Source organism: Microcoleus sp. D3_18a_C4 (assembly GCF_036702415.1).
In the GTDB taxonomy this organism is placed as follows: domain Bacteria; phylum Cyanobacteriota; class Cyanobacteriia; order Cyanobacteriales; family Microcoleaceae; genus Microcoleus.
On sequence record NZ_JAUBTI010000032.1, the window covers coordinates 54,955 to 68,249 of the forward strand.

The 13,295-nt window shown below is 43.8% G+C and carries 11 protein-coding genes; 6 read left to right on the forward strand and 5 right to left on the reverse strand.

The window, feature by feature from the left end; translation table 11 throughout:
• Positions 1–268: 268 nt before the first annotated feature.
• A complete protein-coding gene (locus QUB16_RS16320; protein WP_333317602.1) occupies positions 269–529 on the forward strand; it encodes a hypothetical protein in 261 nt (86 codons plus the stop codon).
• Positions 516–3,131 (forward strand): ATP-dependent chaperone ClpB, encoded by a 2,616-nt coding sequence (gene clpB / locus QUB16_RS16325; RefSeq protein ID WP_333317604.1) that lies wholly within the window; start codon positions 516–518, stop codon positions 3,129–3,131. Before QUB16_RS16320 ends, clpB begins: the two co-directional genes overlap by 14 nt.
• 117 nt (positions 3,132–3,248) lie before the next feature.
• On the opposite strand, the gene QUB16_RS16330 is transcribed toward clpB, so the two are convergent.
• A complete protein-coding gene (locus QUB16_RS16330; protein WP_096829277.1) occupies positions 3,249–3,425 on the reverse strand; it encodes a ribbon-helix-helix domain-containing protein in 177 nt (58 codons plus the stop codon).
• A gap of 53 nt (positions 3,426–3,478) precedes the next feature.
• Entirely contained in the window at positions 3,479–3,655 is a 177-nt protein-coding gene (locus QUB16_RS16335; RefSeq protein WP_333029546.1) for a ribbon-helix-helix domain-containing protein, read from the reverse strand.
• Between the two features lie 205 nt (positions 3,656–3,860).
• Here QUB16_RS16335 and QUB16_RS16340 point away from each other — a divergent pair, with 205 nt between their 5' ends.
• Positions 3,861–4,094 (forward strand): hypothetical protein, encoded by a 234-nt coding sequence (locus tag QUB16_RS16340; protein ID WP_333317605.1) that lies wholly within the window; start codon positions 3,861–3,863, stop codon positions 4,092–4,094.
• Between the two features lie 82 nt (positions 4,095–4,176).
• Here QUB16_RS16340 and QUB16_RS16345 read toward each other — a convergent pair whose 3' ends face one another.
• Positions 4,177–4,470, reverse strand: a complete 294-nt coding sequence (locus QUB16_RS16345) for a hypothetical protein (RefSeq protein WP_333317607.1) — start codon at positions 4,468–4,470, stop codon at positions 4,177–4,179.
• Between the two features lie 179 nt (positions 4,471–4,649).
• Here QUB16_RS16345 and QUB16_RS16350 point away from each other — a divergent pair, with 179 nt between their 5' ends.
• The gene (locus tag QUB16_RS16350; protein WP_333317609.1) at positions 4,650–4,811 is read left to right on the forward strand and encodes a hypothetical protein; all 162 of its coding nucleotides are present in this window, start codon (positions 4,650–4,652) and stop codon (positions 4,809–4,811) included.
• A gap of 172 nt (positions 4,812–4,983) precedes the next feature.
• Positions 4,984–10,299 (forward strand): AAA family ATPase, encoded by a 5,316-nt coding sequence (locus QUB16_RS16355; RefSeq protein ID WP_333317612.1) that lies wholly within the window; start codon positions 4,984–4,986, stop codon positions 10,297–10,299.
• Between the two features lie 207 nt (positions 10,300–10,506).
• Here the strand turns inward: QUB16_RS16355 and QUB16_RS16360 are convergent, their stop codons facing one another.
• Both QUB16_RS16360 and QUB16_RS16365 read right to left on the reverse strand, forming a co-directional pair.
• Positions 10,507–11,169: a hypothetical protein gene (locus tag QUB16_RS16360; protein ID WP_333317615.1), complete on the reverse strand. Its 663-nt coding sequence runs from the start codon at positions 11,167–11,169 to the stop codon at positions 10,507–10,509.
• Positions 11,170–11,407: 238 nt separating this feature from the next.
• Positions 11,408–12,433, reverse strand: a complete 1,026-nt coding sequence (locus tag QUB16_RS16365) for a YihY/virulence factor BrkB family protein (RefSeq protein ID WP_333317617.1) — start codon at positions 12,431–12,433, stop codon at positions 11,408–11,410.
• A 129-nt stretch (positions 12,434–12,562) separates the two neighbouring features.
• Here QUB16_RS16365 and QUB16_RS16370 point away from each other — a divergent pair, with 129 nt between their 5' ends.
• The gene (locus QUB16_RS16370) at positions 12,563–13,195 is read left to right on the forward strand and encodes a hypothetical protein (RefSeq protein WP_333317619.1); all 633 of its coding nucleotides are present in this window, start codon (positions 12,563–12,565) and stop codon (positions 13,193–13,195) included.
• Positions 13,196–13,295: the final 100 nt, after the last annotated feature.

Here is a 13,295-nt window from a genome sequence, read left to right on the forward strand (position 1 = left end):
ATAGCGGCTGTTATTGATGAGTAAAACAATAACGCTTTGGGTTTCGCTATAGGACTGTGACGCTTCTCAAGTCCTCTCTCCTATTTACATGAGTGTTTCTCCATTTTCCGTACCAGGAGACTGTTTAAGAATGTGCCGTTTTTTCAAGTGGCACTAAAAACATTTTTAATGTGAGAGTGGGTCTTATCTCACATCTTGCACTATTCTCAAGAACAGGCAAGATGCCTGTTCCACAAAGAGTGAATTTTATTCTTGTGGAACAGGCATCTTGCCTGTTCATAAAAAGCTTATTGACAATGGTGCAACATCTCAGTCTTATCCAAGAGTCCAACTTTTAGGCGCGATAGTTGCCTTTTCCCTGCGAGAGACTGCTACACAGGACGGAAATACCTATCTCAAGATAGGGGAACACCGATCCGCCCCCTCTCCGCAACTCCCTACAATGACAATTGTACGGGCGATCGAGCAATTGCCTCTACAGCAATCATCATTTTTAATGCAGGGAATTAAAATTTATGCAACCAAATAATCCAAACCAATTTACCGAAAAAGCCTGGGAAGCCCTCGCCCGCACCCCCGAAATCGTCAAAGCAGGTCAGCAGCAGCAGCTAGAAAGCGAACATTTGATGAAAGCTTTGCTGGAACAAGAATCGGGACTCGCTAGCAGCTTGTTTAACAAAGCGGGAGTTTCTGTAGCAAAATTGCGCGATCGCACTGATGAGTTTATCAGCCGCCAGCCGAAAATCTCTGGAAGCGGTGGCAACGTTTATCTAGGTCGTTCTCTCGACACTTTACTCGATCGCGCTGAAACTTATCGCAAAGAGTACGGCGATGAATTTATTTCGATCGAGCATTTGATACTAGGTTACGTTAAGGACGATCGCTTCGGCAAAAATTTACTACAAGAATTTAAACTAGATGAAGCCAAGCTCAAAGATATCATTACCCAAGTCCGGGGGAAGAACAAAGTGACCGATCAAAATCCAGAAGGCAAATACGAAGCGCTGGAAAAATACGGCCGAGATTTGACAGAAGCAGCGCGTCAAGGCAAACTCGATCCGGTAATCGGACGGGATGACGAAATCCGTCGCACGATTCAAATTTTGAGCCGTCGCACCAAAAATAATCCGGTATTGATTGGGGAACCGGGAGTCGGCAAAACTGCGATCGCCGAAGGACTCGCCCAGCGAATTATCACCGGAGATGTGCCACAATCTCTCAAAGACAGACAATTAATTAGCTTAGATATGGGCGCATTAATTGCCGGGGCAAAATTCCGGGGAGAATTTGAAGAACGCTTGAAAGCGGTGCTCAAAGAAGTGATGGACAGCAACGGCAAAGTCATCTTATTTATCGATGAAATTCACACCGTTGTCGGTGCCGGTGCAACTCAAGGATCGATGGATGCGGGCAACTTACTTAAACCCATGTTAGCGAGGGGAGAATTGCGCTGTATCGGCGCTACAACTCTCGACGAATATCGCAAGTACCTCGAAAAAGATGCGGCACTAGAACGCCGTTTTCAACAAGTTTATGTTGACCAACCGACAGTTGAAGATACTGTCTCGATTTTGCGGGGCTTGAAAGAACGGTACGAAGTTCACCACGGCGTTAAAATTTCTGACAGCGCCCTAGTGGCGGCGGCTACTTTGTCTACTCGATATATTAGCGATCGCTTCCTTCCAGACAAAGCCATTGACTTAGTTGACGAAGCAGCCGCTAAACTTAAAATGGAGATTACCTCCAAGCCGGAAGAACTAGACGAAATTGACCGTAGGATTTTGCAGCTAGAAATGGAAAGACTGTCGCTGCAAAAAGAAAGTAACGCTGCTTCGGTCGAACGCTTGGAAAGACTGGAAAAAGACTTAGCCAACCTCAAGGAACAGCAAAGCGCTTTGAATGCCCAGTGGCAATCGGAAAAAGGTGTCATCGGCAGCATTCAAAAGATTAAAGAACAGATTGATAAGGTGAATATTGAAATTCAGCAAGCTGAATTAAAATATGACCTCAACCGCGCTGCTGAGTTGAAATATAGCAAGTTAACCGAATTGCAAAAACAATTGCAAGAAGCTGAAGCTCAACTTTCAGCAACTCAAACCACAGGTAAAACTTTGCTGCGGGAAGAAGTCACGGAAGCTGACATTGCCGAGATTATTTCTAAGTGGACGGGAATTCCCATCAGCAAGTTGGTTGAATCGGAAATGCAGAAACTTCTGCACTTGGAAGATGAACTGCACAAGCGGGTAATTGGACAAGATGAAGCGGTGACGGCTGTTGCAGATGCAATTCAGCGATCGCGCGCAGGTTTAGCAGATCCAAATCGTCCGGTTGCCAGTTTTATCTTCCTCGGCCCCACGGGTGTTGGTAAAACTGAGTTAGCTAAAGCATTAGCGTCTTATTTGTTCGACACCGAAGAAGCGATCGTGCGAATTGATATGTCGGAATACATGGAGAAACACGCGGTTTCACGGTTAATTGGTGCGCCTCCGGGATACGTTGGCTACGATGAAGGTGGACAGTTAACTGAGGCTGTGCGCCGCCGTCCTTACTCCGTGATTCTATTCGATGAAATCGAGAAAGCGCACCCGGATGTATTCAACATCATGCTGCAAATTCTGGATGACGGCCGTGTTACCGATGCTCAAGGTCACACAGTAGACTTTAAGAATTCTGTGATTATTATGACATCGAATGTCGGCTCTCAATACATTTTAGATGTGGCGGGAGATAACGAACAAATGCGGAGTCGGGTGATGGAAGCGATGCGGGGAACTTTCCGCCCGGAATTCTTGAACCGGATTGATGAGATGATTATCTTCCACGGTTTGAGTAAGGCAGAACTGCGGCAGATTGTGCTGTTGCAAGTTAAGCGCTTGGAAAAACGGTTAGCCGATCGCAAAATGTCTCTGAAATTGTCGGAATCTGCGATCGACTTTTTAGCAGAAATTGGTTACGATCCCGTTTACGGTGCGCGGCCTTTGAAGCGGGGAATTCAGCGGGAGTTGGAAACGCAAATGGCGAAGGGTATTTTGCGCGGAGATTTTGCCGATGGCGATACCATTTTTGTGGATATCGAGAATGAAAGGTTGGCGTTTAAGCGGCTGCCGGCACAGTTGGTGACTGCGAAATAATTTGAATAGGGTGGGCTGCGGCCCACCTTATTTTTTTGAGGCGATGGTTCTTTTTTTGGCCGCAGATGTAGGCGGATGGACGCGGATGGACGCGGATGGGATTGCGGGCGATCGTTCTTAAGGGCGATCGCTTTCTGATTTATCTTTTTTCTGTTCTTGGCGTTCTCGAACAGATTTCGTCAGCAGGTACGTTGCCAAACTGCTAACGGATCTGCTGTCTTCTTCTGCCCATTCTTCGAGAGCTTTTTGAATCTCTTCTGGCAAGTATGCGGTAACTCGTCCCCGTGAAGCCATTCGTTGTACTGCAAAACTTTTCAACAAACTCCATTTTACGCCGTGGCCATCGCTTAAGGGCGATCGCTTTCTGATTCTTCCTTTTTCTGTTCTTGACGTTCTCTGACTGCTTTAGCTGCCACATGGGATAGCAGGTTTGCAAGGGTTCTATCTTCTTCTTCGGCCCATTCGGACAAAGCTTGATGAACGTCTTCTGGCAGGGTAACTGTGACTCGCATTCGTGAAGGCATGGGCTGGCATGGTTTTACTTCAATTGTCTTCAATTTTACACTCTCACGTCATTAGATATATTTTTGTGTCATTTGATGTTATTAACATCAAACTATGCTATTAGTGTATATAAGGCTCAGGCCTTAAAACGTCAGAAGCCAGCCCCTTACTGTGGAAGGTTCCGGGCTGGCTCTGGCTCCAAAAATATCAATGGAGACGAGTTCTATGTTGACATACAAAGACCGCTTGTGTTGTTGGGCGATCGCCCGTTTGTTACCCTCTGGGCAATGGATAATTGTTGCCCGCTTCCGCAGTCGTTCCGATGCAGACGGGCATTTTCAGTTTTTGCGTCAAACTATACCCCACGTCAAGTTTGAGGTTGTGTTCGATCGCAGTGGGGACAGTCACCGTTTATCCGCGTTGGGCCGCCCTTCCAATGCCGTCACCAGCGCGTTATAAATGGTAATTTTTGCGGCGGTTTCAGTTAACTAAACATTGGCGATCGCTCTTTTTTAGTAAGTGCGATCGCTCCTAATTCTGGTCATAGCAATTCTGACAATTCTTGTTTGAGTTGTTCGAGCGAAATTCCACCTTCTGTTTTCAGTCTTGCCCTCGATTCTTGTAACATAGCGATAAAATTAGGATTCAAGCTGAGGCTGACTGTTTCCATATCAGCATCTCGAATCGACACCCAAACTGCCGCAAGTTCACCGTCAACGGTAAGAATGATTACCCATAAACTAGGTTTATTGCCGATCGCCAACTGGTAGGATGGCGTAAATAGGTCGATCGCACGCCTGTCGCGGGCTGCCCCCAAAAAGGTTACGGAGAACAACGCTTTTACTCTCAGTATTGGCGTATTAACATGACTGCATCAGGGCGTTATGAATTGTCGGTTCCCCAAAGTTACCAGTTTCGTCTCCGCGCCGATGGCTCCAGGTGGGATAATCGCCCTCGCGGGTTCAATAACCTCTACCTAACAGGCGATTCGATCGATAATAGTTTCAATTCTGGGTGTATCGAAGCGACTACGATGGCCCGAATGCAAGGCTAGGGCAATTCTGCAACAGCAGTGCAGCCAGGAATATCATCGCCAGCAACCAGGCAATTATTGGCGAGAATGATGCTTGGCCTAAACCTCAAGCGCTTAACTTCGCGATCGGGGAGGGAGATTAGGCAAAGAAGATACAGTAAAATTGATGCCGCAGGGGAAAAGTATTCAGATATAGCGCCGTATCTTGCCTGCGATAGTTCCCCATTAAGGTTTTTAAGGCAAGAGTTTTGGGAGTATTTCCATCTTAGCAGTTTGGAAATACTCCCCTTACACCTTACTCAAAAGAAATCAAAAATGATTAACATTGACGGCTACCAGATTCTCACTCAAATTTACGACAGTATCAACTCCACGGTTTATCGGGCTGTGCGACAACACGATAACCAACCCGTTATCCTCAAATTCCTCAAAGAAGACTATCCTACACCTTCGGAACTGGTTCGCTATAAACAAGAATATGAAATTACTCGCAATTTGAATCTCGATGGGGTGATTAAGGCTTATGAATTAAAACCCTATCAGCGGACTTTAGTCATTATCCTTGAGGATTTTGGCGCGTCATCTTTAAAACAGTTGATGAATGAGCGTAGGGAAGCAGGCACGCAGGCATTGCCCCTACAGGAATTTCTTAGCATTGCTATTAAAACGGCTGAGATTTTAGGCAGTATTCATGCCCAAAATATTGTCCATAAAGATATTAACCCCACGAATATTATTTTAAACCCCGAAACCGGGCAACTCAAAATTATTGATTTTGGTATTTCTACAGCCTTAACTCGCGAAAACCCCACCCTGAAAAATCCCAAGGTTTTAGAAGGTACTTTAGCTTATATTTCACCAGAGCAAACGGGAAGAATGAATCGTTCCCTAGATTACCGCACCGACTTTTACTCCCTCGGCGTCACTTTTTATGAGTTACTAACGGGACAACTCCCTTTTCCCACAAATGATGCCCTAGAATTAGTGCATTGTCATATCGCCAAAGTACCCGTAGCAACCGATATAATTAATCCAGAAATTCCCAAAGCCGTGTCAGATATCGTGATGAAACTGATGGCAAAAACCGCTGAGGATCGATACCAAAGTGCTTTTGCCATCACAATTGATTTAGCAGAATGTTTGCACCAGTTACAAACAAAAGGAAATATATCTGATTTATCTTTAGGGGCTCAAGACATTTCCGACCAGTTTCAAATTCCCCAAAAGCTCTACGGGCGCGAGGCGGAACTTGAAGCATTACTGACAGCTTTTGAGCGAGTAGCGGACAATTCCCAATCCCAAATAGAAATGATGTTAGTAGCGGGTTATTCTGGCATTGGCAAATCATCCCTAGTAGCCGAAATTCACAAACCAAATACCCGACTGCACGGCTATTTCACCGCAGGCAAATTTGACCAATTTCAAAAGAGTATTCCTTACTCCGCTGTAGTTAGCGCCTTTAAGGGATTAGTGCGGCAACTATTAACTGAAAGTGAAATTCAGCTTGAACAATGGCGAGAAAAACTTAGAGATGCTTTTAGTGTTAATGGTCAGGTGATTATTGATGTAATTCCCGAAGTAGAACTGATTGTCGGCGCACAGCCACCCGTGCCAGAATTAGGGGCAAGCGATTCGCAAAATCGGTTTAATATTGTCTTCAGTAACTTCATTCGAGCCTTTTGCACAAAAGAGCATCCCTTAGTCATATTTTTGGATGATTTGCAGTGGGCTGACTCCGCGACACTCAAGTTAATTGAATTGATGATGACCGATAGACATCTGCAATATCTGTTTTTGATTGGAGCTTATCGGGATAACGAAGTTAGCCCAACGCACCCCTTGATGATGACGCTGGATGGATTACGCAAAGAAGGAGCCACTATCAATTATATTACTTTATCAGCTTTAGCCCCAGAAAATATTAGCCAACTGATTGGCGATACATTATATAGCGACACGGAGACGGTAAAATCCTTGGCAGAACTGGTAATGAAGAAAACAGGAGGTAATCCGTTTTTTGTTAATCAATTTCTGAAAACTCTGGACGCGGAAAAGCTAATAACGTTTGATTTGGAATCTCATCAGTGGCAGTGGAATATTGCCCAAATTGAAGCACAAAATATCACAGATAATGTGGTAGAATTGATGGTAGGCAAGTTACAAAAACTGCCTCCTCTCACCCAACATGTTTTACGTTTAGCATCTTGTATCGGCGCATCTTTTTCCTTAAATATCCTGTCGATTGTTTGTGAAAAACCGCCTGAAGTGATTTTTTCTGATCTACTTGTAGCCATTCAGACCGGATTCATCTTGCCGACATCAGAGTTAGATGAAAACCTATTAATTCAAGATTATAAATTTCTGCATGACCGGGTACAACAAGCGGCTTATGCTCTGATTGATGACAATCAGAAAAAAGCGGTTCATCTTCAAATTGGGCGGCTGTTGCTAGCGAATGTATCTGATGAGCAACTACCGGAAAAAATATTTGAAATAGTCGATAATTTAAACTTAGCTGGGCCATTGATAACTGATGAATCGGAACGGGTGGAATTAGCACGATTGAACTTGGAAGCGGGGAGAAAAGCCAAAGCTTCAACGGCTTATGCCGCTGCTTTAGAGCAATATTTTACTAGGGGAATAGAGATGTTGCCGGGAGATGCTTGGCAAGAGCATTATGATTTGACTTTTAGTTTATATCGAGAACGGTCTGAATGTGAATATCTCTGCGGTAATTTTGACAATGCAGAAGAGTTATTTGATTTGATATTAACTCAGGCTCACTCTAATTTAGAACGAGCCGAAATTCAGAATATGCGCGTCATTTTATATGATAATACAGGCCAATATTTAGAAGCTATACAAATAGGTTCAGACGCCTTAAAAACTTTGGGAGTCAGTTTGCCCATCGCTAATAAAGCAGAAATTTGGTCAGAATTTGAATTAGAGTTACAGTTATACAGAGTTAGTCTCGAAAGAATCAAGATAGCCGAGCTAATTGATGCACCAAAGATGATTAACTCAGAAATAATAGCCTGTATGAAGCTTTTAGAAAATCTTAGTGGACCTACTTATTTTACTAACCAAGACTTGTGTGCTTTGGGTGCACTCAAAATGGTCAATCTTTCTATTGCACACGGCAACTCCGAGCACTCGGCTCATGGATATACTTACTGGGGAGTTTTGGGAGATCCAAGATTAGTTGATTATGAGGTTGGTTATGAATTTGGTCAATTAGGCATGAAGCTGGCCGAGCAGTTTAATAATGCTAGTTTATCTTGCAAAGTTCTCGAGATGTTCGGTGGTCATATTAATCCCTGGCGAAGCCATCTTAAAAAAGGTATTCCTATTCTTAGAAATAGCTACCAAATAGGTGCAGAAATTGGAGATATTTGGGCGGCTTATACTTCTTACCATTTGGTTCTCCAAAGAATTATAGCTGGGGAAAACTTTGACAGTATTCTTGATGAGTCTAAGAAATATCTTGAGTTTAACAAGCAAATCAAAAATTCTGCTTTGGTTGGAAGTCAGCAATTATATCAGTATTTTATCTTAAATTTACAGGGATTAACCAGGGACAAATTTTCTTTGAGCGATGAGGATTTTGATGAATATCAGTGCCTGCAAATGTGGGAGAAGAAAAATTTTATGACGGGAATAGTGCCGTATAACCTATTTAAAACACAAATTTTCTTCCTATATGGGGATTACAAAAATGCTCTGAAAACCGCCAAAAAAAGCGATGAAATTCTCGTTTTTATTTCAGGTATACCCAGTCAAGCCGACCATTATATGTACTATTCTTTAATTTTAACGGCTCTTTACCCAACTGCTACCAACTCGCAACAGCAGGAATATGAGGAAATCTTAAAACTCAATCAACAGAAGATGAAAAATTGGGCAGATAACTGTCCTGAAAACTTCCTGCACAAATATCTACTGGTAGAAGCGGAAGTTGCTCGCATTACTGGTAAAGAAATAGAATTAATATGGGACTTGTACGATCGCGCCATAGCTTCAGCTCATGAAAATGAGTATATTCAGAATGAAGCTTTAGGCAATGAACTAGCAGCCCAATTCTGGTTAGGGAAAGGCAAAGAGGAAATTGCCCAACTTTATATGAAAAAAGCGCATTATGGCTACCAACTTTGGGGGGCTAAGCGTAAAGTAGAGGATTTGGAGCAGAAATATCCGCAGTTAATCCCCAAGGTATCTGCCCCGAAACAAATTGATGTGCAGACTACTGCTATTGGCATAGATTCTTCAACAACTGGAGGAAGTTCAAATATAGACTTGTCCACAGTGCTCAAAGCTTCCCAAGTTCTGGCTGGTGAAATTGCGAGCAACAAATTGTTAGAGAAGTTAATGACACTTTTACTGGAAAATGGCGGAGCACAAAAAGGCTTTATTATCTTATCAAATAAGGATCAGTTAACCATTGAAGCTAGAGGTGAAGTTGATAAAGAACAAGTAGAAGTTGGGCAAAGTATTTCGATGGAAGGTAGCGATAATCTTCCTGTGGGGATGATAAAATATGTAGCGAGAACTCAGGAAGATGTAGTGCTATCAGAAGCTACGAAAGAGGGTGTCTTTACTAGCGAACCCTATATTATAAAAAATCAGCCTAAGTCAGTCTTATGCGCTCCTATTATTAATCAAGGTAAACTGATCGGCATTCTGTATTTAGAAAACAATCTGACTACGGGAGCTTTTACGCGCGATCGCCTAGAAATTCTCAAAGTCCTCTCTTCTCAAGCTGCGATTTCCATTGAAAATGCCCTGCTATATCGCACTTTAGAAGATAAAGTTCAAGAACGCACGGCTCAACTAGCTGAAGCGAATCAAAAAATTAGCACCCTCAATCAGAAATTAAAAGCAGACAATGTTCGCATGAGTGCAGAACTCGATATTGTCAAACAACTGCAACAAATGGTGTTGCCAAAACCGTCAGAATTAGAGGCAATTGAAGGCTTAGAAATAGCTGGTTTCATGGAAGCTGCTGACGAAGTTGGCGGCGATTACTACGACGTATTGCAACAAGATGGCCAAGTAAAAATTACCATTGGCGATGTCACGGGACATGGTTTAGAAAGTGGCGTGTTGATGATTATGGCACAAACGGCGGTCAGGACGCTTCAGAAAATGAACGAAACAGATCCAGTGAAGTTTTTGGATGTCCTCAACCAGACTCTGTATGGCAATCTCCAGCGCATGGACTCCTCTAAAAATATGTCTCTAGCTATCTTAGACTATGCCGGAGGTGTCCTGAAATTAAGCGGACAACATGAGGAAATGATTGTGGTGCGCGCTGATGGAAAATTGGAGTGCATAGATACAATAGATTTAGGCTTTCCCATTGGCTTAGTAGAAGAGATTGGCGACTTTATTGCTCAAACAGAAGTGCAGTTAAATCCTGGGGATGTGGTGGTGCTTTATACTGATGGAATTCCGGAAGCTATAGATATTAATAAAGCGCTGTACGGATTAGAAAGGTTGTGGCAAGTGGTGGTTGAAAATCGTCAGCGGTCTGCCCAAGAAATTCGGGAAGCTGTGATTGAGGATGTGCGGCAGTATATTGGCGCTCAGAAGGTTTTTGATGATATTACTTTGGTGGTGATTAAACAAAACTGAGGTTTTTTTAAAATAGTTCATTTTCTGTTTTTACGAGGAATATCTATAGGTAAAAATTCTGACAATATCCACTTCTGTTAGTTGTATTTATTGCTGGGAATTTACAGCAAATTCTGGTTTATTACCCCTAGGTCGGCGGTTTAAACCGCTACTACGGCAGTTACGCAGGCACGCTGCATATAGCGTGCCTGCGTAACTCCTGCTAATTCAATTCCGCACCATCACAGACTTAATTACAGCATTCGGCTGATACTTATTAGTCTGATAAAACCCCCCTTGACCAGCGCCATAAACTCCCGCAAATTGTTTGCCTTCAGCCTTGGGAACAAACATAATGTTTCTAGTGGGTTGCTTGGCAAATACAACCCCTTCTCTCATCTCATTATCCACGTTATAAGATAAAGTAGCCTTGCCGTAAATGGCCTCAGCTTGTTTCAGAGTCATTCCCGGCCCGACGCCCTGAACTGTTTTATAACTAGAATTCTCAGTCATCAAAAGTTCAATGACATCGGTATCTTTTAGCTTTGTACCCGCAGCGTAGATAATCCGATATTGCACTTTTCCCGATCGACTAACTGCCACAGCATCAAAGTCTACCATAAAAGGAGACTCTACCTTAAACTGCGCCGTAGAGCCCAGAGCCTTTTTCAATTGTCCGAAAGTCATCCCCACCTTCGCCGCTCCAATTGTGCGATCGGAAATTGTTAAACTTGCAGAAGGTGTTTTTTGAGCAGCATTTGCCGTTTCCCCCAGCTTATTTGCACCCCCAGGCGCAACAGCGGAACCCGGAACCGAAATTAAAGTGAGGTAACTGCCGATCGCCAACAAAACAGCTATCATTGATCCAGACAAAACTTTAACATTCAACATGACTAATTCTCCTAGATTTCAAATGCGACTATCTACCCGCATCTTTTTGACTATCCTGGGCCTCACCCTCCTAATTTGGATTCTGAGAGGTGTTGGGATATTGACATTCATTCCCGGTGGTGTGATCTGGATACTGATTTTGTTGTCTTTTGTTGCGGGTATCCTCAGCACTTTACTCCGTCGGTAAGCCAGCATCCGGCAAATAACAAATAAGAATTAACAATTAAAACTTAACAAATTATTTTAATTGTGATTGTTTCATTGCCTTTCCCACTGTCACATTTAACTGAGCGCCGATCAGCATCACCAAAGAAGAAAGATCGAGCCACAGCAGCAACACAATAAAAGTTCCGATCGTGCCGTAAGTCCAACTGTAATTGCCCAAGTGCAAAACATAAAACCGAAATAAAGCTGAAAATAGCGCCCACAAAATAGCAGCAAAAACAGCTCCCGACAAAATAGGAATATCTGGTTGACGGCGGCTAGGCCCGTAGCGGTAAACAAAGGCAAAGGCAAGTGATACAATTCCCAAAGAAATCGGCCACCGCCACAGCCGCCAAACACCTAAGAGTTGCGACTCCAAAGGGCAATTGTCGGCGATCGGCAAGCAATTTTTAACATCTTTTAAATCGCAAGTGGCGAGGGACTCCAGCAGGCAACTCTGGCGGGCAATAGCTTGCACAATTAAGTCGCTGACAAATACTACTCCCGATGCCAGAATTAATAGTATAATTGTGCCGATACTCAGCGCCAGAGAAATAAGTTTTGCTTTCCAAAATGGTCGAGTTCGAGCGATCGGGATGTCATGGATGCGATCGAGTGCAGCCATCGCCGCGCTCATTACTCCAGAAAATGCCCAAATCGCCCCAAGAAAGCTCACCGAAAACAGCCCTTTACTGCGAGTTAACAGAATTTCTTTGATTAAGCCACCAATCAACTTCCGCACGTCATCGGGTATAACTTCGCCCAAAAGACGGGCGATTTGATACAGTGTTGACTGCAAAGGTTCAAAGAGGGCGATCGCAGATAAGATAGCCAACAGCCCCGGAAACAGCGCCAGCATAGAATTGTAGGCCATTTCCGCAGACAGCCCCGGCAAGCGCTGTTCTCCCGCCTTCGCGCCGACTTCCTTGAGCGTGCCCCAAGTCAAACACCGACAAAACAGCCAAAACCCCCCAAATTTCCGTTTGAGAGCTCGAAGCAGCCTCAAAAATGCCTGAAACAAAGCTAAAATCAGGTAGCGCAACCAGTAAAAAATGTTCATAGCGCACAGGCAACGGGGCGAAAGATGAGGTACACAAGTCGTTAATTAATTAAGCCATTATCAACTCGCAATTGCCAATTCCCAATTCCCCAATCTAAAATCTAAAATCTAAAATCTAAAATCAATATTATGGCTCAGGATGTCAGACAGTGGTTAGATGAAATCAAGCGGCTGCAACAGCAGTTAACAGAAGTTTCGCGCGATCGCGATGACGCCGGTGAAAGTGCCGCTCAGTGGCGCCAACTCTACAATACTGAAGCCGAGCAGCGGCGGAATGATGCTAAATTAACTCAGCAAAGCATCGCTTCTCTGGAAGCACAAATAGAGCAATTACAAAATTTTTCCCCCATTATGCCCGAAGGCGACGATGCTGGGGTTGCTCGCCAGCAGGAAGTCGAACAACTGCAAACTGTAGGCGAACTTAAAGCTAAGTTAACAGAAGTTCTTCAAGAGCGCGATCGGGCGATCGAACAAGTGAAACAACTCACTCAAGCCCTCAAACAAGAAGAAGCCCGTCACGCCGAAACTAGCAAAAATTTAACTAGCGCCCTCGGAGATGCGGTTGACTTGCTCACGAAAGCCCAAAATCCTGCCCCTGCAAAAACGGAGACAGTCTATTCTTTAGAAATAGTACCTACTCGCACTGCAAATCCTGGCGAAACTGCTCTGGAAATCCGCCAAACTTCCGCCCCAGGCAAAAATCCCGCCCAGCTTCCACCTTCTAAAAATCAGTTACTCGATCTACCGCCCTTTGGGAATTAGGAGTTAAAAATTCAGGAATTGTCGGCATGGCGAGTCCCCTTATGATCGCGAATTAAATAACTTACAATTTTAATTGTTATTGTGGGATGGGCGTCCCGCC